Source organism: Luteolibacter sp. (assembly GCF_058122085.1).
In genome coordinates this window covers 1-20,235 of the sequence record NZ_JBIKBQ010000077.1, presented here as the reverse complement: position 1 = coordinate 20,235, position 20,235 = coordinate 1, and the positions used below count along the sequence as shown (strand labels likewise).

Below are 20,235 nucleotides of genomic sequence, written 5' to 3'. Positions count from 1 at the left end.
CCTTCATGGCAGGACCATGCGGGCCTTCGTCGGAAAGCAACAATGCGACCGCACGCATGATGCCGGAGGCCTTGCCGCTCTTTTGATCGCGGAGGGCTTCGAGTTCATGGCGTTCGGATTTCGATAATTTGATTCGGTGTGATTTGGCGGGCACCTGTCCAATTGTATACATCCTCAAAATCGTACAATTTTAAAATTCACTAACCGACAAATAAAATTTTACGCAGACACTAGTGAGTCTGCGTCCACGGGTGATGGTCGCCGTAAGGCACCGCTCCCTTGCCGATGTAGAAACGCAGGAGCCGTGAGCTACGCTCGATGGCGAGGTCCACGGCGGGGTCCTTGATTCCGGCGCTGCGGGCCATGATCAGCGAAATCGTCAGGGGCACGCCGGGGGCGTTCATCATCCCGTAGCCGACGAGTCTGCCGTCAGGGCCGGCGAACTTGTGGCCCCACGAGCCGACGATGCTCTGGCCCTTGGCCGATGAAAGCGTGAGACGCTCCAGGCCCGGCATGAACGAAGCGTCGCCGGTCGCCAGCTGGTATTCAGATAGAAGCATGATGACGTAGGCATAATACCAGGTCTGCATCGCGTCGGCGGAATAACCGGACGCCCACTCCACCTCCTTTTTCACCAGCGGCAGGTATTGCGGGTTGCCGCTGGCCAGTAGCGCGAGCGCATTGAGCGAGCGGGTGATCGGGTTTTGTTTTCTCGGATAAGCGGCATCCTGCATGCGTTCGGCAAGCGCCTTGCAGCCTTGCTCGAAGATGCGTTTCGACTTCGGGCAGTCGTAGGGCGCGGTGGCGCTGTAAGTGCCGAGCACCTGGAGTTTCAAAACGACCTCCTCCGTCTTGCCATCGCGCCAGCGGGTGATGCTGAGATTTCCTTTGCCGGCCTCGGACTCGGCGATCGTCAGCGCCTTGCCGACCTCGACGCGCGGGTCATGCGAAAACGGCTTTCCCGAAACACCGAGGATCACGTCGCCCGCCTTGAGAACGCCGTCCGCCGGCGAGACCTTGTCCGCCTGGGTGATCGCGATCTGGCGGGCGGCGGTGGTTTCGAGCTTGTCGCTGTACATCCAGCCGCGGGCGCCGGCGGCCCCGAGCGTCCAATCGTGATTGGCCCCCTCGGGAATGGCTTCACCCTTGGTCAGGTCCGGCAGAGTCATCTGCTTCTTCGATGCTGCGCCACAGGGCAGTACCAGCACGACCGCCATTAGAAACGTCGCGATGGCCAGCGGATGGGAGCCTCTTGCTGCGGGCGGTCGATGAAGGGCTCAAGATTGGGGTTTTGCATGGGATTGGATGGGGATGTTACGGATTGGCGAAAACCCGTTCTATCGGGCGGCGGCCTTGAGCTCGGCGAAGCGCGCGCGCATTTCCGCGAGGCGGGCTGCCTGCTCGGGATCCTTGGCGAGGTCGTTTTCCTCGAAGGGGTCGGCTTCGACATGGAAGAGTTGTTCCAGCTTGAAGTCGGGCCAGTAGAAATACTTCCAGTCCTTGCGCACCAGCGCCTCGGAGGAGGGGATTTTGGCCACGTTGCCAACGGTGGCGAGCTCATAGAAGAACTCGTCGCGCCAGGCTGGCTTCTTCGCTGCGAGGTAAAGCGGCGCGACGTCGCGGCCCTGCATCGTGGCGGGCGCCTTGACGCCGGTGGCGGCGAGGATGGTCGGCGCGAGATCGACGTTGAGCGTGAAGTCGTCATTGGTGCCGCCGCGCTTTGAGGGGTCCAGCCGCGGGTCGCGCACGATGAGCGGCACCCGGATGCTTTCCTGGTGTGGATACCATTTGTCCGCGAGGCCGTGTTCCGCGTGGAAGTAGCCGTTGTCGCCCACGAAGATGACGAGCGTGCTGTCCAGCAGGCCCTGCTTTTTCAACTCCCCGATCAGGCGGCCGCAGGTGGCGTCCACCTCGGTGGCGAGGCGGTAGTAGTTCTTCATCATCTCTTGGTATTTCTCCGGCGTGTCGAAGCGCCAGTGCCAGCGCACGCGGCTTTCGTTCTTCTCGTTGGCGATGAAGGGCGGCAGTTTGCGGAACGCTTCGTCCGTGGCGGTCCTGGGCAGCGGGACGGTCACGTCCTGATAGAGCGCCATGCTCTCGGGCTGCGGCAGGAACTGCTTGGGGTTGCCGTCCTCGGCGTGGGTGGCGAAGAACGCCAGCGTGAGGCAGAACGGCTTGTCCGCCGGGCGGGTCTTGAGGAATTCGAGCGCGTCGTTCTCATTCTTCTTGGTGACGTGGATCTGCGTGCCGTCCGGCTGCTTGATCCAGTGGGTCCCGGAATACGCCCGGCCGAAGTCGAAATTCTCCGCAGGAAACTTGCCGTTGTGCCACTTGCCGATGTGGCCGACGAAATAATTATTGGAACGCAGCAGGCCCGGATAGGTCTCCGCCCAAGGCGTTTCGAAAGCGGCGAAGCCCTTGTTGCCATGCCGCGACATCCATTGGCCGGTGAACAGGCTGGCCCGGCTCACCCCGCAGATGGCGGTGGTGACGCAATTTTGCGTGAACCGGAATCCGTCGCCCGCGAGCTGGTCGAGGTTCGGCGTTTTGACCACCGGATTGCCCGCGCAGCCCAGCGTGTCGAAGCGCCAGTCGTCGGCGTAGAGCACGAGCACGTTGAGGGGCTTGACTTTCGAGGCTCCAAAGCAGGCATTCGCGGAAAAGACGGCGAGCAGGACGGAAAGGAAGAGTTTCATGGGACGACGAGGAAACGGTAGCGTCCGCTGGTGACTTTCATCCGGTTGCCCGACGACTTGAGGACGCTTACGCCTTCGGCTTCGGCAAGGGGCTTGTCGGATTCGGTGATGGTGCCTGCGGGCAGCTCGATTTCCGCGGTGGCGTCCGGCGGGATGACGATTTCAAACTCGGTGCCCGTTTTGGCGATCTTCCAGTTCGATTCGATCGGTCCGCGGACCGTGCGATGCGAGCAATTGACCCATTCGAGCCCCTTGGCGAGCTGCGGGCGGATCGTGATGCGGTCGAAGCCGACCGCGTCGTCGGCCGCCTGGATGCCGCCGAGATGGCGGAAGAACCAGGCGGAGATCGAGCCAAACATCGGGTGGTTGTGGGAGAATGTGTTGTCGCTTTCCTTCCAGGATTCCCACAAGGTGGTGGCGTCGTTTTCGAGCATCCAGCCCCATGAGGGGAAGGTCTTGCGGTCGGCCAGCGCGTAGGCGAGATCGTGGCGGCCGCGTTGCGAGAGTTCTTCCAACAGGAATCGCGTGCCGAAGATGCCGGTGGTGAGGCTGGGGCCGTCGCTGCGCGGATTGAGGTTTTTGGCGAGGTGGAGAAACACGGCCTGCCGGGTGCTCTCCGGCATCGCGCGGAAACCGAGCGCAATGACTTGTTCTGACTGCGATCCGCCGCCGATCTTGCCGGTTTGCGGGTCGAGGAAGGACTTGGTCCATGCGGCCGCGGATTCCTCCGCCATCTTCTCGAAGCGGGCGGCATCGTTCTCTTTGCCAACGATGCGGGAGAGCCGGGCCATGCGGCGCGCGGTGTCGATGAACATCGGCGTGGTGATCACCGGTCCGGCGATCTTTTTCAAAGCCTCGTGATCGCCGAGGCCTTTGACGACAAGGCTGTTCTCGCGCTTGGAGGCCTCCAGCTCGAACCAGCGGATGGCGGCGGGCAGTTGTTCTTCGATCAGCGGCTTGTCGCCATAATGCCGGTAGAGTTGCTCCAGCAAAAGCGGGTGGACCATCGCCCAGCCGACGCCGCAATAATTGATGCCGACGAAGGGCGCGGTGTCGGTGAAATTGCCGTCGGGCTGTGCTGTGTCGGCGAAGTCGCGCACGGTCTTGGCGTAGAATCCGGCCATGTCGAAATTCATCATGAACGCCTCGCTGGTGGCGACGATGTCGCCGCCGTAGCCGAACCGCTCGCGGTGCGGGCAGTCGGACTGCACGCTGACGACGTTGTTGAGGAAGGTGCGGCGGGTGATTTCCTGGATGCGGTTGAAAAGCTCGTTAGAACACGAGAACGATCCGGCGTCGGGGAGGTCCGAGTGGAGGGTGAGGCCGTGGAAGTCCTCCGGTTTCGGAGTTTCCGGCAGGCCGGTGATTTCCATGAAGCGGAAGGCGTGGAAGGTGAAATCCGGGCGATAGATTTCCACTTCGCCGCCACGCGCGGTGTAAACATCCTGCTGCCAGGCGATGGCCGGCGCGCCGGGACCGCCGACCGAAACTTCCTCACCCTTGTCATTCTTGCGCATGCCCTTGATCTGGCCGCAGACGCTGGTCATCGGGTTGAGCGTGCCGTCCGCGTGGAGCAGCTCGCCGTAGCGCAGGGTGATGCGGGTGCCGGCGGGCGCACTCAGCTTGATTTCCGGGACGCCGGTGAAATTTTTCCCGAAGTCCACGATGTGCACGCCCGGCGCGGGGGTGGTGACCGCCATGGCGGGCATCGTCCCTGTGGCGCGGACCGGCGGCATTGCCAGCAGCGGCTTGAGCGGTTCCAACGGAGCGTCGGCGACCCGCGCGGGTTGCCACGGGGAGGCGTCGAAGCCCGCGCGGTCCCAGCCGGGCAGGGCGAGCCGGGCGTCGCGCTCCTCGCCGAGGAAGACGCTGTTCCTCACGGTGGGACCGCTGTGGGTCGTCCAGCCGGGGCCGGTGGTGAGGGTGGTGCGGGTGCCGTCCGGATGCTCGACGACCAGCAAGCCGATGACGCGCGGCCGACCGGTGGCGAGAGTGTCCCGGATGTTGCGCTGGCCCCACATGCGCAGTGGCAGCGGATGGTACCAACCGTTGCCGAGGGTCAGGCCGAGGCAGTTTTTCCCTTCGGATAGTTCCGCGGTCACGTCGTGGCTGCGGAACAGGATGCGCTTGTCAAAGGCGGTCCACGGCGGGTCGAGCACCGGGTCGTTGAGCCGCTTGCCGTTGAGGCTCGGCAGGCAGAACCCCAGACCTGCCAGATGCAGGCGGGCGCGGACGACGGGTTTTGAGATCTCAAACTCGCGCCGCAACAGCGGCGCCGGGTCGGGCTGGTAGAAATCCTCGTCGCGGGCCGGCAGCGGCTTGCCGTCGTCGATCCAGCGGGCGCCCTGCCAGTCGGCAGGGGACTGCGGCGCGATTTCCATGACGGCGGGTTGGCTCCACGCGGACGGTCCGCCGCCCGCGTCCCAACAGCGGACTTTCCAATGATAGTTTCCGCCGGGGGCGAGCGGTGCGCCGGTGTAATGGACGGACGGTTCGCGCCCGGCCGCCGTCTTGCCGGAATCCCAGAGGTCGCCACGATCCTTGGCGAGGAGATCCGAGCTGCTAGAGACCAGGATTTGCCAGGCAGACTGCGCTTGGCCGCGATCCTTGGCCGCGACGCGCCATGACAGGCGCGGCGCGGAGGACGCCGCGAGCGGCTCGTTGAGCCCTTCGCAACGGAGGTCGAGAGGGGACAAGGCGGCGGCGGGGGCGAGTGTGGCCGCGGCGAGGGCTAACAATAGCGCCCCCATGGGTCCGGCTGATCGGTGCGTCCTCATGCCGGGCTTGACGCGGAGCGGACACACTGCGCGCCCGGATACCAGGCTGGCAGAACGGTGACGTCCTGATTGAAATGACTCAGGATGTCTTCAGGCACGTGGCGGCGGTGGACGATGAACGTGTAAACGTGCTCGTCAAACCAGTCGTCGTGAAGCGTCCAACAGCCCTTGTCGCCCTTCTCGTCGCCCCAGCTGTTTTCGACCAGCCACTTGCGGGTCTGGCCATCGGCGGCGAGGTCCACGCCCATCAGCGCCATCGCGTGGCCGGACGCCCCGGAGTGGAAACGCGTCCGGTTGGCCTTGCTGATGCCGAGGTCGATGCCGAAGAGTGTTTCGTAATCGAACAGGCGGTGCTTCATCAGGCCGTGTTCGAGCGATTGGTCGAAGTCCATGTTGACGGCAAACCAGAGCGGCTCGTTGGCGAGAATGGACGCCTTGGCGATTTGCTTCATCGGCGCGGTGTCGATGTTGACGAAATGCATGCACTCGTTGCCGACGATGTTGCGCGCGCGGTCGAAGCTGTAGTGGCGGTCCAACTCGTTGTGCGGATCGTTGTAGAGGCAGACGAACTCGGAGAGCGGCCGGCCGACATATTGGTGATAGAACGACTGCGGGGTGTGACGCTCCGGCGAAGTGAGCTTTTGGTTCTCCGCAGTATGAAACTCGGAAGCCTCGTCATTTCCCGTCCCATTCTTTTCCTTGGCGGGATGAGCGCCAGCGAATTGGTGTCAGTGCTGGTGTCAGTGCTGGTGACGGCGTTGTGGCACGCGCGGTCCGCGGCGTTCATCTGATAGACTCCCCGCAAGGTGGCGAGAAGCTCGGCGGTGAGCGCCCCTTCGGCGGAGGTCGCCACGGGTTGGCTTGTGGGATTCAGTTGGGTGGCGGTCATGGTCGGTGAAAAATAGCGGCGGACGGCGTTAGTGCGGTGTGTGTGGACAGTGTGTCCGTAGGGGAACTTGGTTGGCTGGCCCTGCAGGGAGGCTACTCAAATGCCAGGGGAGCTGTCTACGGCTGAGTGCGACATTCAGCGGCCTTTTTACGTCAGCACCCGCCCGCAAATCCCCATCGCGCCCGGCCTGCCTGGTCCGGCGGCGGTTTGGCTTGCCCTTGCCCTTGCAAGCGCTGCGCCACTCGAACCTCGCCACCCAAACCACTCCCAAGCTCTACCCGACGACGGTTTCCGCGGGCGGAGATTTCCTGACAGGCGAGATCGGCTTCCGCAGCATCGAGATCAAGGGATGCGACCTGCTGCTCAACGACAAACCGGTTCTCCTGAAAGGGGTCAACCTCCACGAGGAGATCCCCCAACGGTTAGGACGCGCCTCTTCCGATGCTGATGCCGCGATGATTCTCAACGAGGTCAAAGCCGTTGGCTGCAACTTCATCCGGACCGCCCACCCGCCGCCATCCGCTCAACCAGGATGGCTGGAACCGCAAGGACCTCGTTTCCGACAAAGGGCAGCGCAAGAAGGCGTGGTGGGTGGTGAGCAAATTCTACGAAACCCGCCGAGCCGCCGGCCAAGGCCGGGTCGTTGAGAGCGTCGGGCTGGCCTTCGGAGGCGCTTACGCCGTCACCGCGCTGCGGTCGTCGATGAGACCGCTCTTCTCGATGAAGTAGTCGTAGCCGCCGGTGTAGCGGGTGACGGTGCCGTTGTTGATGTGGAGCGTGGTTTCCGCGAGGGTGCGGATGAAGTGGACGTCGTGGGAAATGAAGACGAGCGTGCCTTCGTAGTTTTTCAGCGCCTGGACTAACGAGTCGATGGAGAGGATGTCGAGGTGGGTGGTCGGCTCGTCCATGAGCAGGAGGTTCGGCGGATCGACGAGGAACTTGACGAGGTTGAGCCGGGATTTCTCGCCGCCTGATAGGACGCCGCAGCGCTTCTCGACGTCGGTGCGGCGGAACAGGAAGGAGCCGAGAATGGAGCGGGCCTCCTCCTCGCGGAGGGTGGTGCAGGCTCCCATGACCTCCTCGAGCACGGTGTTGTTTTCGTTGAGGGCCTCGGAGCGGTGCTGCGAGTAGTAACCGATCTTGGTGGCGTAGCCGACCTCGCGCTTGCCGCCGTTGATGGGGATCTGGCCGGCAAGGATCTTGATGAGGGTGGATTTGCCCGCGCCGTTCGGGCCGACGAGGACGATGCGGTCGCCGCGCTCGATGGTGAGGTCGAGGTCCTTGTAGATCTGCTTGTCGCCGTAGGCTTGGCTGACTTTCTGGAGCTCGATGACTTTCTGGTTCGAGCGCGGCGGCTGGGGGAAGCTGAATTTGAAGGCCTTGCGCGGGGTGCGCGGCTTTTCGATGCGTTCTAACTTTTCGAGCGACTTGATGCGGGACTGGACCTGCGAGGCTTTCGACCCGACCTGGCGGAAGCGGTCGATGAATTCCTGGACGTGCTCGATTTCCTTCTGCTGGTTGCGGTAGGCTTGGGTTTGTTGTTCGAAGCGGGCTTCGCGCTGTTCGAGGTAGGAGCTGTAGTTGCCGGTGTAGGAATTGAGCTTCGCGGCGTCGGGATCGATTTCCACGACGGTCTCGATGATGGAGTCCATGAAGTCGCGGTCGTGCGAAATCATGAGGATGGCGCCGGAGTAATTTAACAGGTAGCGCTGGAGCCAGAGGAGGGAGAGCAGGTCGAGGTGGTTGGTCGGCTCGTCGAGCATGAGCAGGTCAGGCTCCATGGTCAGGAGCTGGGCGAGGTGGGCGCGCATCACCCAGCCGCCGGAGTATTCGCGGGCGGGCTTGTTGAAATCGTCGCTTTTGAAACCGAGGCCGTGGAGGATTTTCTTGGCCTTGGGTTCGAGCTGGTAACCGTTGAGGGCGGTGAACTGGTCCTGGGCTTTTCCGAACTCCGGGCTGGAGAGGTCGCCGGATTTCTCGCCCTCGCGGATGATGCGGAGCAGGCCGATCATTTCCGGGGTGATGCCCATGGCGATCTCGAGGATCGTCTCGTCCGTCGGCTCGCCGGCTTCCTGCGGGAGGTAGCCGGTGATGGCGTATTCGTCGCGCTCGATGGTGCCCTCGTCGGGCGAGTCCTCGCCGAGTATCATGCGGAAAAGGGTGGACTTGCCGGCACCGTTGGGGCCGACGAGGGCGACGCGTTCGCCCCAGTTGATGGACATTTCAGCCTCGCGGAGCAGGCAGCGGCCGCCGAGGGTCTTGGTAAGCTTGTGAATCGTGAGCACGCGGAGGATGTAATGGAGGAGCGCGCGGGGGGCAAGGATTTCGACAGGGATCGGGGATTCGCTCGGCATCTTCCAGCGGAAGATCAGGCATTTGTCAGGAAACCGTCCATGCGTTTCCAGAGGGGTTCATGGCTTTCCCTTGTTCCGGGCCTTTACGGCTGTTTTTTTTCGCGGCCGGCCGCTGCGATTCTCGCTGAGCGGCACGAATCCGAGCGCACGGTAAACCCCGCAGTCTTCGCCGTAGGCCGGCTCGGCCGGCACCTGCATCGGCGCACGCCGCTTGTGGCGCGGACAGGCGCTCACCAGCGAAAAAGTCCGCCTGCGCATCACCAAGGCCTGCGCCTGTCCGGCCATTTCCGAGTTTGGTGTCTATCTGGAACCGGAGTCGAGCCGCAAGGAGGCGGGCAGGAGCATCACCCCGCACCTCGAGAAGGGCCTGTCGAAGAAGAACTGGAAAATCGTTTCCGCCACCTGCGAGGGCGCGCCCGGTTTCAACGCGATCGATGACAACCCCGCCACGCTCTGGCACACGCACACCGCGGCCGGGCGCCAGCCGCCGCCGCAGGAGGTCGTCGTGGACATGGGCGGCATGCATGAGTTGACCGGCCTTCTCTACCTCCCGCGCCAGGATGGCACCGCCATCGGCAATGTGGATCGCTATGCCTTCCATGTCAGCGCCGACGGTCGGACCTGGGGCGACCCTGTCGCCACCGGCGAGTTCAGCAACATTGTCAACAGCCCCGAGCAGCAGAAGGTCATGTTCGCCAGGCAGGCGAAAGGCCGTTATTTCAAGTTCACCGCGCTTCATGCCGCCGCCGGCGACTGCGTGTGCGCCGCCGAAATCGGCGTGCTTGGAGGCGAAATAGCGAAATCACTCCAGCACTGGTGAAACAAAACCGGTCGGTGGCCCGTTCTCCGATCAACTAATCAACCCATGAACCCGAACCGCATCTTCACGCTGACCTCTCTCCTCGCCACCCTGCCGGCCTTGGCGGGCGAACCCGTGCCCGCGCGTCCGCAGGATTCCGCTAGAAACGCGGACGGACGATTTGTCGAGAAGGCCGCCGCAGTGGTCGAAGGCGCGGACACGGACTGGCACGGCTTCAAGCGGCTGAATTTCGCGGTCGGAGGAAAATCCTGTTTCATCACCCAGCCCGCCATCGCCGCGCCGGGCAAGCCGTGGGTCTGGCGCACTTCGTTTCCCGACTTCCACGCGGAGGTGGATCTCGAACTGCTGCGCCACGGCTGGGCGGTCGCCTACATCGAGTGCCTCGACCTGATCGGCTGCGACGCGGCGCTGGATTTGATGGACCTGTTCTACAAGTACCTAACCGAACAGCGTGGTTTCGCCGGTAAACCCGCGCTCGAAGGGGTCAGCCGCGGCGGATTGCACGCCTATCGCTACGCCGCGCGGCATCCGGACCGCATCGCCTGCATCTATGCGGACACGCCGGTGCTGGACTTGAAAAGCTGGCCGCTCGGCTGGCCCGGCGCAAAAAGGGAAACGGCGGAGGCATTGAAATACTACGGCTTCAAGGACGAGGCGGAACTGCGCGCCTGGCGCGGCAATCCGGTGGATTTGCTGGACCCGATTGCAAAAGCAAAGATTCCGCTGCGCCATGTCATCAGCCTCAATGACCGCGTGGTGCCGCCGGAACAGAACACGCTCGAAGCGCAACGGCGGCTGCAAGCACTCGGACACACGATGGAACTGGTGACGGTCAAGGAAGGGACCGCTGCGAGCAACGGGCACCATTTCCCGCTGCCGGAGCTATTCGCCTCGGCGCGGTTCATCATGCGGCACACCACGGTGCTGCCGGGCGGGCGCGAATACTTCCAGTTGCGTGACGGGCTGGCCAACAGCCGCGCGAAGTTCGAGCGCGAGAAGACCGGGCGGGTCGCTTTCCTCGGTGGCTCGATCACCTTCAACCCCGGCTGGCGCGACGCGGTGATGCACCATCTGAAACAGCGCTTTCCTGACACAAAGTTCGACTTCATCGCCGCCGGCATTCCGTCGCTCGGCTCAGTGCCCCATGCGTTCCGCTTGGAGACGGATGTCCTGGCGCGCGGGCCGTTGGACCTGCTGTTCGTGGAGGCGGCGGTGAACGATCACAACTACGACAGTCAGCCCAACGCGGCGGCGCTGGCCCTGCGCGGCATGGAAGGGGTCGTGCGCCATGTGCGGCGCGTGAGTCCGCAAACCGACATCGTGGAATTGCACTTCGTTCACGACATTCACTTTGGAAAGTGGAAAGAGGGAACATCGCCCTACACCGTCGCCGCGCACGAGCGGGTGGCGGACCACTATGGCTGTCCTTCCGTGAATCTCTCGCGTGAAGTCAGCGAACGGATCACCGCGGGGCAGTTCACCTGGGCGGGAGATTTCCGCGATCTCCATCCCTCGCCCTACGGTCAGCAGGTGTATGCCAACAGCATCAACCGCTTGCTCGACGCGGCATGGCGGGCAACCACTTCCGAGATGAAACCTCACCCGCTTCCGCCGCCGCTGGACCCGGCCGGCTATGGCCAAGGCCGCTTCGGCGATCTGAAGAAAGCGCGGCTTCTCAACGGCTTCACGCTCGATCCGCAATGGCAGCCGACCGATGGCAAGGGAACCCGGGCGGGATATGTGAATGTTCCGGCCTTGGTCGCCACCACGCCGGGTGCTGAGTTTGAGTTCACGGTTGAGGGCACAGGTGTTGGCCTGATGATCACCAGCGGTCCGGACGCGCGCACCATTGCCTTCCGCATCGATGATCGTCCGGAGCAAACCGTGAACACGGCCACCGCATGGAGCCAGGGCCTGCATCTGCCATGGGCGCTGATGCTCGCCGACGGGCTGCCCGCGGGCAAACACACCATCCGCGTTCGCGTCTTGGACGGCGCGCTGAGGGTGTTTCATTTACTTGAGAACTAACGAACCCCATGAAGAAGCTGATTCTCCTGTTCGCCATTGTGGCCGCGCTTCCGCGCGGCATCGCGCAGGAGCCGCCGCCAAAGCCATCGCCCGTGCGTGAAGTCATCGTCATCATCAAGACGCACTTTGACATCGGCTACACGCATCGTGTCAGCGAGATCGTCCGCCATTACCGGACGGACATGATCGCCAAGGCCATGGACATCATGGACCAGTCCAAGAGCCTGCCGCCGGAACAGCGCTTCGCCTGGACGGGGCCGGGCTGGGTGATGTCGAAGGTGCTCGAGGATTGGGATGGCCAGACACCAGCCCGCCGCCAGCGGCTCGACGAGTATGTGAAGAGCGGCAGGTTCCAATTCCACGCGCTGCCGTTCACGCTCGAATCCGACGCCTGCGAGCCGGAGGAAATGGCGCGCGGATTCATCTTCACCTCTAACCTCTGCCGCACAACCCCCTTTTTCCCCGCCTCCGGTCCGGTCACCCGCTCTTTCAACGGCCTTCACCCCAAAAGCAATTTCCTCGCAATCACTGATGCGGCGATCGGTTTCCTCGACAAGACCAAGCGCGACACTCCATTCCTGCTGTATTTCTCTTACTATACCGTCCACGGCCCGCTGATTGCGCCGCCCGCGCTGGTGGCGAAATAGACGGAGAAAGCCAAGGACTTCAAAAACGAGAAGAACGAGTTCCTCAACCCGGCGCGGGCGGGGATGGTCGAGAGCCTGGATACCAGTATCGGGCGGAAAGAGGTGAATGCCCAGATGCCGACCCCGAATCCGCGCTACGACCCTGCCAAGGACGGGGGAACCAAGAAAAAATCCTCCGCCAGGAATTGAGCGCCAGCGGGAGGATGTGACGCCTCAACCCGCAATCAGCGAAGGATTAGCCGCAGCCGCCGCGTATCCTTTTTTTCAAAAAGGAAGATGATTTCCTCCCGCCTGATTTCCCTCGACTCATGAACCGAAGACAATTTCTCGCCAGCACGATGCTTGCCGGCACCGCGGCCCTCACTCGCGCCAGGGCCAACCCGGCGCCTCCCGTCCTCGGCCATGGCGACTTCCGCTACCGGATCGTTCCCGGCTGGGGCGTGCTCGGTAAAGACACCCCCGTGATGAACTGCCATGGCATCGTTGAGGACGATGCCGGCCATATCGTCCTCCTAACCGACGAGGTGCGGAACAACGTGATCATTTACGACAAGGACGGGAAGCTCGTGCAAAAATGGGGTGCCGCGTTCCCCGGCGCCCACGGCCTTTCGATCGTCAAGGAGGGCGCGAGACAAGTCCTCTATCTGACCGACCTGAAGCGCAACGCGTTCTTCAAGACCACTCTCGACGGCGAGATCCTCGGGGAGTGGCACTGGCCGTCTGATTCCGGCAAGTATGAGAAACAGGACCAATACCGGCCATCATGGACGCTGCATGCGCCGGACGGACGCTTCTTTACCCTCGACGGTTACGGGCGTGACTACATCCAGTGTTTCGGAGCGGATGGAAAAGCCACCGGCATGTTCGGCGGTGCGGAGGGCGGCGTCACCCATTGGGGGCCCCATGGCGGCATTTATGACGACGGATTGCTCATCGCCATGAGTGACCAGCAGTATCTCATGAAGCTCGACGATCACGGCAAGGAACAGTTCCGCGTCGCGATGCCGGGTGGCAATCCCCGCCAGATCCAGAAAAAGGGAAACCACTATTTCATCGCCCATCTCGCCGACAACTGGCCTGCCGACCGTGACTCCCGCGGATTCCTCTCGGTGCTCGACCGCGACTTCAAAATCTTGTCCAACATCGGCGGAACGGCCCCGGAATACGATGATGCCGGCAAGCTCCGGAAAATGGCCTCGGCCGGCAGCAACTTCATCCATCCACACGATCTGGTCGTCGCGCGGGACGAAAGCATCTACGTCGCGCAATTCGCTTCCGCCAACACCTACCCAATCAAGCTCGAGCGGGTGTGACGGTCGTTTTGATGATGGATTGACTTCTGCAAGTTTTCGTAAACAAAGGGGAAATGGGGTCGGTTCAAATCTTGACAGAGGTCACCTCTCTTTCGCTCTTCCCGCATGCCACGGAGCCTGTGACTTGAAAAAACGCGGGAGGTGTGGTTTATTGATACCCTTCTCGGATGTAACCTTGATGGGAAAAACCAAGGAGGTCGCCATGAAAACTTTCTCCATAATCATCGGCTTGTGGATTGTGACTCTCGGTCTGATGCCATCCGCGCGCGCCCAGGCCAAGGCCGGGGCAGTTGCCGGCACGGAAGCCGCGTACGACCAGGCGCTGCTCTCCGCAGTCGGCAGCCTGGCAGACGCATATTTGCTGCAGACCCGGCACACGCTCGAAATTCTGGCCCGCACGGAGGAGGTGGGATCGGGCCAATGGGAACGCATGAAACCGCTGGTGAGCGCGTCCGTGCCGCCGGTGCTGCCGCAAGTGCTCTGGTTCGTCCGCCCCGACGGGACGTATCACACATAGGCCGAGGGACTGGCCGGCCAAAAGTTGGATGACCGCGCCTACTTTCCGAAACTGATGGCCGGAGAGGCGGTGTGTGGCGATTTGGTGGTCAGCAAATCGACTGGAAAAAAGTCGGTCATTATTGCGGTGCCCGTGAAAAAGGACAGTCGGGTGGTGGGCGGGATCGGCGCTTCGATTTTCGTGGATGATCTGAGCCAATTGCTCAATGAGCGGCTGAAATTGCCGGCCGGGTCCGTGTTCTACGCGCTGACCACCAACGGGCTGACCGCGTTTCATATCAATCCGACGCTGGATTTTGTGGATCCTCGCCAACTCCAAAACCCCGGCCTGAGCGACGCGGTGGGGACGATCCTGAGTCGAACGGCAGGCGAAGTTGCCTACGAATTCAACGGCTCACCGAGACGCGTGGTTTTCAACACATCGGCGCTGACCGGCTGGCGGGTGGCGTTTGGCCGCGTGCTGCCGAAAGCGCGGGAGTAATCAGACGGGCAGCGGAGAATGAAGGAGTCTTACAGTGAAAACCTAGCCGATAGCTCTGGCCCCGAACCCTACGCCAAGAGCCTTACGAGGTCATTCCTCACGAGAAATTCAGCGCGTCCATGTCGAAGACGACGGTGACGTCCTCGGGCAGCGGGGTTTTTGCCAGAATCTGTTGGACGTGGCGGGTGAGGGGGCGGGCGCGGTGGGAACGCAGGGTGATCTGGAAGCGGAACTGGCCGTGCGAGCGGATGAGCGGCGAGGGCAGGACCTCGCCGAGGGTGATGCCGGCAGGCAGGTTTTCCGCGAGGCGCAGGTGGAGAGTCTGAAGGGTGAACTCGGCGCGGCGCTCGTGGGTGGAGCGGCTGGTCAGCACGGCGCAGTGCGCGTAGGGCGGGAAGGAGAACTCGCGGCGGAACTCCATTTCCTGCTCGGAAAACCCGTCGAAGTCGTGCTTGCGCGCATACTGGATGGACGGCGAGTGCGGGGTGAAGGTCTGCACGATGACCTCGCCTTCGAGATCCCCGCGGCCGGCGCGGCCGGCGACCTGGGTGATGAGTTGGAAGGTGCGCTCGCCGGCGCGGAAGTCCGGGACGTGCAGGCCGAGGTCGGCGTTGAGGATGCCGACGAGCGTGACGTTGGGGAAATGCAGGCCCTTGGCGATCATCTGCGTGCCGATCAGGATGTCGATCTTGTGGGCCTTGAAGGCGGCGAGCGTGTCGCGCAGGGCGTTTTTCCGGCGCATGGCGTCGGCGTCGATGCGGGCGAATTTGGCCTTGGGGAAAACCTTGGTCAGCACTTCCTCGACCTTCTGCGTGCCGTAGCCTTGGAGGAGAATGTTAGGATCGCGGCACTCGGGGCACTTGCGCGGGACGATGGATTGGTAGCCGCAGACGTGGCAGACGAGCCGCTCGTCGGTGCGGTGATAGGTGAGGGCGACGGCGCAGTGCGGGCACTGGCAGACGTGGCCGCAGGCGGTGCATTGGAGGGAACGGGCGAAGCCGCGGCGGTTGAGGAAGAGGATGGATTGCTCGCCTTTTTCCAACCGCTGTTCGAGCGCGGTGCGGAGCTTGTCGGATAGGATGGCGGGGCCTCCTTTGTGCTTGGTTTGCTCAATGCGCATGTCCACGACGCGGACCAGCGGCATGGAGGCGCCGTCGGCGCGCTCGTTGAGGCGGAGCAGGTCGTATTTGCCGGTGAGCGTGTTGTTCCAGGATTCCAGCGACGGCGTGGCGGAGCCTAACACGATGGCGCACGGCTCGAAGGCGGCGCGCAGCACGGCGACATCGCGCCCGTGGTAGCGCGGGACGTTTTCCTGCTTGTAGGTGTTTTCGTGCTCCTCGTCGACGAGGATGAGCCCGAGGTCCGGCAGCGGCGCGAAGACGGCGGAGCGCGCGCCGATGACGATGCGCGCAACGCCCTTGCGGATGCGGTGCCACTCGTCGAAGCGCTCGCCCTGGGAGAGATTCGAGTGCAGCACGGCGACCTGGTCCTGCATGCCGGCGAAGCGGGACTTGAAACGGCGGACGGTCTGGGGAGTTAGGGAAATTTCCGGGACGAGGACGAGCACGGTTTTCCCTAGGTCGAGTGCGCGCTGGGCGGCCTGGAGGTAAACCTCGGTTTTGCCGGAGCCGGTGACCCCTAGCAGCAGGATGGGTTTCGCCATGGTGGGATTGGCGACGGCGGCGAGCACCACATCGAGCGCGGCGGCTTGGCCGGGGTTGAGGTCGAGCGGCTTGGATTCGAGGATTTCCTCGACGTTGTCGGCGTCCGGATCGCGGCGGACTTCCTCGGCGACGAGGCGGAGCAGGCCGGCCTTTTCCATGGACTTGAGCGCGGCGGCATTGCCATCGCCGAGATCGGCGACGGGCAGGCGCATGTCCGGCGCGTGGCTGAGCAGGGAAAGGATGGTGAACTGCCGCGGCGCGCGCTTTTCCAACTTCACCAGCACGGCCGGATCAGGCGCGGCATCGAGCACGGCAACACGGCGGGTCTTCGCGGAGTTTTCCTCCGAGCGCACGCCCTCCGGCAGCACCGAGCGGATGACGGACTCAATGCTGGAGCCATAGTAATGCGCGATCCAGTCGGCGGTGCGGAGAAGGACCGGCGTGATCAGCGGCTCGGGATCGATGAGCGATTCCAACTCGCGCAGCGCGAAATCCGCCTGCTCCGGCTCGCCGGTGGAAAGCACGGTGCCGGTGGCGGATTTCCGCCGCAGCGGGATGCGCACGCGGCAGCCGGGACGCACGTCGAGCCCTGCCGGAATGGCATAGTCGAAGACGAGCTCCGAGGGTCCGTCGATCAACACGCGGGCGTTCATTGCGGCGGAGCGTGGCTGCGGGAGCGGGGCGGGCCAAGGTTCATTTTTGAATCCTCCGCCCCGGATATTCAAGGCAAGTGAACTGTTCGGTTGAAAATGTTCTTATGAACACTTTTTGATTGCGCGATGATTCTGAGCGTGCCATTTTGCAAAAGTATCCAACCAACCAATTCCATGAAAGACACCGTCCTTGAATCCTCCCAGTCCACCACCGAGCGCTCCCCCGAATACGCGATCTACAAGCCGAATTCCCGCGGCAGCGGCGGCGTGGTTCGTTTCGGTCTCAATCCCGCCAAAGGGGCCGTCTTCGTCGATGCCGCCGCGCAGTCCGGTGAAAAGCAGTTCGACTGGGAAAACAAAATCATCATGAAATGGGCGCTGTCCGATCTCGGGACCGTGCTCGCCACGTTGCAAGGCCGCCAGCCTCAGGCGAAGCTCTTCCATCAGTCGGAGAAGGCCAACAGCGCGTTCGAGCTGACCTATCAGGATGATCCGGAGCGCGCGCCCTATTTGCTCGGCATTTCCCGCCAGACCACGGAAGACAAATCCCTGCGCAAGGTGACCATCCCGCTCAGTCACGGCGAGGCGGCGGTTTTGGAAACCGCGCTGCGCGCCGCGATCACCCGGCTGCTGGCGTGGTGAGCTCGGCGGGAACGTCGCACAAATTCGCAGGCGGGCGACTCGGGATTCGCCGTGCGGAATGATCTAACGGGCTGGGGCGGCTTCGGAATCAGAGATTGCCGTGGCGAGCTCCGCGGTGACTTCAGCGTGAATACGGACCAGCGTGGAGTAGGGGGAAAAGCTATCGGTGATCCCGGAGGCGAATTCATCGCGCGTTTTGAGAGACCGCTCCAGAGCCCGGATGGCGGCGACCATGTCCTGGACACGGGACAGCAACTCACGGTCGCCCTTTTCCGCATAGCGAAGAAGGCGATTCAGCTCGTTCCGACAAGGTTCCTGAGTGGATACAAGCTGGTTCAGTTGCGACAGCTCGAGGCTATAAAAGTCCTGTTTGACGAGCCCGTTGATGGGCTCGATGGCATGGCGGAGCTCGGAGGCAAGAACCGCGCGGGAAATGAATGCGGGGCGATTTCCCGCGCCTTGGAGCGCGAGCATTTTTGCCGAGTAGTGGTAGGCTGCATCCTGGGTGATTTCCGCCAGACGGCGGCGAACGAAGTTGTTGGAAAGGTATTGGCCGATTGCCTGGGATCCGGTCTTTTCGCGAATTTCCCGGAACTGCGCGGAGGCTTTCGCAAGGTTTTCGCCGGGTGATTTTTCCGTTAAATCCAGGAGTTCCTGGAAGTTCGCGGCAAGAAGGACTTCGTATTCGAGAAAGAAGCCGGGCTTTTCCAAGGCCAGCATCGAGGGCAGGAAAGCGGCGGCGGAGGAGGGGAGGACCAGGCGTCCGCCGCTGCCGGGGCCTAACGACTGGAGCTGCTCCCAGAATCCGTTCGGCAGCTTGAAGGCTCCGCGTTCATCGATCATTCCGATGATCGTGGCGTCCGGCTCGCGGCCGGAAATCGCGGAACTCGCGAGGACGGCGGCGGCGGCGCTGATTGTTTGGCGCTTGTCGGAGAGCAACGACATTTCCAAGGCGTCGCTGGTGATGGAGACGTGCCCGCCGGGAGGAAGGCTGCCGTGGAGTTTTTGGAGGACCTGAAGGAGCGAGATACTCAGTTGCGAGAATCGGTGATCGCCCTGCTTGGTGCCGATGCTTATTGAAAAGGGTTTGGATTCACCTTCCCCGGCCGGATTCATACCGGCGGACATTTGGATTGGCGCGGGGCTGAGAATCCATTTTGCGGTAGGGTCCTTGCCGACATTTTTCCAAAGCCGCGTGGAAACCCGCGCCTGGGAAAGCTTGATTCCGGGATTGGCAGCCACCACTTTCTCCTGCGGTTTTGGCTTTGCGGCTGCCGCGGTCTCGTAAGCGGCGAGTCCCGGAATCCAGCCCTGCCATGCGCCGCGTTCTCCGGCGGCGCGCAAGGCTTCCGCCCGCGGATGTTCCGGATCGGAAATGCGCATGACGTCCTTCAGGCAGGCGGCCAGCGCCTGGCCTTGGCTTCCGGACTCCGGCGCCTCCAGCCATATTAGATATTGCCAGATCCGCTCCCGGGATTTCGCCACCTCTCCGGGATCGATGGCTGCCGGGCGTTTGTCTTTTTGAAACAGGGCGACGAGCTCTCTCGCCCTGCTGTTAGCCGGGTCCAGTGCTGCCGAGAGGGCGAGCATCTGTGCCACGGCCCGGCGGTTCGCGGCCGTTTTGAAATCCAGCCCCTCCGCGAGCGTCGCCAGCTGCCGGGAAAGACCAGCCATCGCCTCCGTGTCCAGCGGAATCCGGTCGCGGCGGAACGCCACCGGCCCTTCCGCAGGCGGTGCGAAATTTTCCGCGCAAAGGCAGGTCGCCGCACCCAGCAACAACCCGGCGACTCGCAACAGATGGAATTTTCCCGGACGCATCCTGCTTGGTTTAAGCAAATCCGCGCGCCGCATCACAAGCGAACATTGCGGAAAAAATCCGGATGGCCTGGCAGAGGGGGATTTTGAAGCGGCTTGACGGTGCTTGCGGCCGGGTGGTTTTCTGCATTTGTGAAAACCCTGATGTTTTGTGCGGGCGGATTGCTGCTTGGATTCGCAACGCCCGCGATGCCGCGGAACGATGCGACTGCGGAGTTGAGGCGGGAGCTTGACGCATTAAGCGGAGATTATGAAAAGCGGATCAGCCGGCTGGAATCCCGGATTCGCGAGTTAAAAACCGAGTCCGCGGCGGCCCCGCGCCGACGCCGCGGAAGAAGCCTGCCCAAGTCGCGAAAGCGGCTCCGGAACCCGAGGTCAGGAGCCTGGTGAAAACCACAAGGGGTTTCTCGATGAAAAAAGCCTGCACACGTTCTCGGTCCAGGCCGCTACCGGAGCGGCTTTGACGTTCACTGCCGGGTTTGAAACGTTCAACACTTCTTCCGGCTCATTCATCCGCCCGGATCCTCATGACTTGTGGCGGTTCCGGGTGACGGACCAGGTGGTGGTGCAGCCGACCGAGCAATTTTCCATCGGGGCGGCGATGGCCTGCCAATACACCGACTTCGCCACCGACGCGCCCGACCCGCAGTGGGTCTCGGGAGGCCTGCGTCCGATCTGGCAGATTTCCGACGTGTTCAGCCTCGCCTTCGAAGGCGGAGTGGATTGGGCGTCCTCGACCCGGAATGGCGATGGCGGCACCTTGGGCAAATTGACGGTCGCCCCAAAGGTTTCCCTGGGTGACGAGTTTTTCAGCCGCCCGGTGCTGCGGGCGTTTCTCACCTACGCGATGTGGAGCGAGGGCCTCGAGGGCGAGGTCGGCGGCCTCGACTATAACGACCGGACCGCCGGATGGACCTGGGGACTGCAGATGGAATCCTGG

At 62.9% G+C, this 20,235-nt stretch carries 14 protein-coding genes and 2 pseudogenes; 9 read left to right on the top strand and 7 right to left on the bottom strand.

Going from position 1 to position 20,235, the window contains the following annotated elements; translation table 11 throughout:
- Nucleotides 1-230: 230 nt before the first annotated feature.
- From AC4DF4_RS12390 to AC4DF4_RS12375, 4 genes and pseudogenes are all read right to left on the bottom strand, one after another.
- Nucleotides 231-1,169 (bottom strand): DUF6288 domain-containing protein, encoded by a 939-nt coding sequence (locus AC4DF4_RS12390; protein ID WP_490048420.1) that lies wholly within the window; start codon nucleotides 1,167-1,169, stop codon nucleotides 231-233.
- Nucleotides 1,170-1,337: 168 nt separating this feature from the next.
- Nucleotides 1,338-2,696 (bottom strand): sulfatase family protein, encoded by a 1,359-nt coding sequence (locus AC4DF4_RS12385; protein WP_490048419.1) that lies wholly within the window; start codon nucleotides 2,694-2,696, stop codon nucleotides 1,338-1,340.
- The gene (locus tag AC4DF4_RS12380; RefSeq protein WP_490048418.1) at nucleotides 2,693-5,473 is read right to left on the bottom strand and encodes a family 78 glycoside hydrolase catalytic domain; all 2,781 of its coding nucleotides are present in this window, start codon (nucleotides 5,471-5,473) and stop codon (nucleotides 2,693-2,695) included. The genes AC4DF4_RS12385 and AC4DF4_RS12380 overlap by 4 nt, the downstream gene beginning before the upstream one ends.
- Nucleotides 5,470-6,108, bottom strand: a pseudogene (locus tag AC4DF4_RS12375) (C1 family peptidase); the annotation flags it as partial. The pseudogene AC4DF4_RS12375 and the gene AC4DF4_RS12380, both read right to left, overlap by 4 nt.
- A gap of 472 nt (nucleotides 6,109-6,580) precedes the next feature.
- On the opposite strand from AC4DF4_RS12375, the gene AC4DF4_RS12370 reads away from it, so the two are divergent.
- Entirely contained in the window at nucleotides 6,581-7,009 is a 429-nt protein-coding gene (locus tag AC4DF4_RS12370; RefSeq protein WP_490048417.1) for a glycoside hydrolase family 2 TIM barrel-domain containing protein, read from the top strand.
- A gap of 27 nt (nucleotides 7,010-7,036) precedes the next feature.
- On the opposite strand, the gene abc-f is transcribed toward AC4DF4_RS12370, so the two are convergent.
- A complete protein-coding gene (gene abc-f, locus AC4DF4_RS12365) occupies nucleotides 7,037-8,716 on the bottom strand; it encodes a ribosomal protection-like ABC-F family protein (protein WP_490048416.1) in 1,680 nt (559 codons plus the stop codon).
- A gap of 211 nt (nucleotides 8,717-8,927) precedes the next feature.
- Here abc-f and AC4DF4_RS12360 point away from each other — a divergent pair, with 211 nt between their 5' ends.
- The 6 genes from AC4DF4_RS12360 to AC4DF4_RS12335 all read left to right on the top strand — a co-directional run bounded on the left by AC4DF4_RS12360 (nucleotide 8,928) and on the right by AC4DF4_RS12335 (nucleotide 14,521).
- Complete coding sequence (locus tag AC4DF4_RS12360; RefSeq protein ID WP_490048415.1) at nucleotides 8,928-9,536, top strand: discoidin domain-containing protein; 609 nt, start codon at nucleotides 8,928-8,930, stop codon at nucleotides 9,534-9,536.
- A 45-nt stretch (nucleotides 9,537-9,581) separates the two neighbouring features.
- Complete coding sequence (locus AC4DF4_RS12355; RefSeq protein ID WP_490048414.1) at nucleotides 9,582-11,564, top strand: SGNH/GDSL hydrolase family protein; 1,983 nt, start codon at nucleotides 9,582-9,584, stop codon at nucleotides 11,562-11,564.
- Nucleotides 11,565-11,572: 8 nt separating this feature from the next.
- Entirely contained in the window at nucleotides 11,573-12,211 is a 639-nt protein-coding gene (locus AC4DF4_RS12350) for a hypothetical protein (protein ID WP_490048413.1), read from the top strand.
- Nucleotides 12,212-12,519: 308 nt separating this feature from the next.
- Entirely contained in the window at nucleotides 12,520-13,524 is a 1,005-nt protein-coding gene (locus AC4DF4_RS12345; RefSeq protein ID WP_490048412.1) for an NHL repeat-containing protein, read from the top strand.
- Nucleotides 13,525-13,726: 202 nt separating this feature from the next.
- On the top strand, nucleotides 13,727-14,041 hold the full coding sequence (locus AC4DF4_RS12340; protein ID WP_490048411.1) for a hypothetical protein: 315 nt from the start codon (nucleotides 13,727-13,729) through the stop codon (nucleotides 14,039-14,041).
- Between the two features lie 54 nt (nucleotides 14,042-14,095).
- Nucleotides 14,096-14,521 carry a cache domain-containing protein gene (locus AC4DF4_RS12335; RefSeq protein WP_490048410.1) on the top strand — a complete coding sequence of 142 codons (426 nt, stop codon included), beginning with the start codon at nucleotides 14,096-14,098 and terminating at the stop codon, nucleotides 14,519-14,521.
- 97 nt (nucleotides 14,522-14,618) lie between these two features.
- On the opposite strand, the gene priA is transcribed toward AC4DF4_RS12335, so the two are convergent.
- Nucleotides 14,619-16,838, bottom strand: a complete 2,220-nt coding sequence (priA, locus tag AC4DF4_RS12330) for a replication restart helicase PriA (RefSeq protein ID WP_490048409.1) — start codon at nucleotides 16,836-16,838, stop codon at nucleotides 14,619-14,621.
- A 174-nt stretch (nucleotides 16,839-17,012) separates the two neighbouring features.
- Here priA and AC4DF4_RS12325 point away from each other — a divergent pair, with 174 nt between their 5' ends.
- A complete protein-coding gene (locus AC4DF4_RS12325; RefSeq protein WP_490048408.1) occupies nucleotides 17,013-17,480 on the top strand; it encodes a hypothetical protein in 468 nt (155 codons plus the stop codon).
- Nucleotides 17,481-17,543: 63 nt separating this feature from the next.
- Here AC4DF4_RS12325 and AC4DF4_RS12320 read toward each other — a convergent pair whose 3' ends face one another.
- Complete coding sequence (locus AC4DF4_RS12320; protein WP_490048407.1) at nucleotides 17,544-19,298, bottom strand: hypothetical protein; 1,755 nt, start codon at nucleotides 19,296-19,298, stop codon at nucleotides 17,544-17,546.
- A 403-nt stretch (nucleotides 19,299-19,701) separates the two neighbouring features.
- Between AC4DF4_RS12320 and AC4DF4_RS12315 the strand changes: the two are divergent.
- Nucleotides 19,702-20,235, top strand: a pseudogene (locus tag AC4DF4_RS12315) (carbohydrate porin); the annotation flags it as partial.

What these genes read in the sequence shown, in the direction of transcription:
- AC4DF4_RS12390 (WP_490048420.1), bottom strand. Translation starts at nt 1,169, where the DNA reads ATGACTCTGCCGGACCTGACCAAGGGTGAAGCCATTCCCGAGGGGGCC.
- AC4DF4_RS12385 (WP_490048419.1), bottom strand. Translation starts at nt 2,696, where the DNA reads ATGAAACTCTTCCTTTCCGTCCTGCTCGCCGTCTTTTCCGCGAATGCC.
- AC4DF4_RS12380 (WP_490048418.1), bottom strand. Translation starts at nt 5,473, where the DNA reads ATGAGGACGCACCGATCAGCCGGACCCATGGGGGCGCTATTGTTAGCC.
- abc-f (WP_490048416.1), bottom strand. Translation starts at nt 8,716, where the DNA reads ATGCCGAGCGAATCCCCGATCCCTGTCGAAATCCTTGCCCCCCGCGCG.
- AC4DF4_RS12355 (WP_490048414.1), top strand. Translation starts at nt 9,582, where the DNA reads ATGAACCCGAACCGCATCTTCACGCTGACCTCTCTCCTCGCCACCCTG.
- AC4DF4_RS12350 (WP_490048413.1), top strand. Translation starts at nt 11,573, where the DNA reads ATGAAGAAGCTGATTCTCCTGTTCGCCATTGTGGCCGCGCTTCCGCGC.
- AC4DF4_RS12345 (WP_490048412.1), top strand. Translation starts at nt 12,520, where the DNA reads ATGAACCGAAGACAATTTCTCGCCAGCACGATGCTTGCCGGCACCGCG.
- AC4DF4_RS12340 (WP_490048411.1), top strand. Translation starts at nt 13,727, where the DNA reads ATGAAAACTTTCTCCATAATCATCGGCTTGTGGATTGTGACTCTCGGT.
- AC4DF4_RS12335 (WP_490048410.1), top strand. Translation starts at nt 14,096, where the DNA reads ATGGCCGGAGAGGCGGTGTGTGGCGATTTGGTGGTCAGCAAATCGACT.
- priA (WP_490048409.1), bottom strand. Translation starts at nt 16,838, where the DNA reads ATGAACGCCCGCGTGTTGATCGACGGACCCTCGGAGCTCGTCTTCGAC.
- AC4DF4_RS12325 (WP_490048408.1), top strand. Translation starts at nt 17,013, where the DNA reads ATGAAAGACACCGTCCTTGAATCCTCCCAGTCCACCACCGAGCGCTCC.
- AC4DF4_RS12320 (WP_490048407.1), bottom strand. Translation starts at nt 19,298, where the DNA reads ATGCGTCCGGGAAAATTCCATCTGTTGCGAGTCGCCGGGTTGTTGCTG.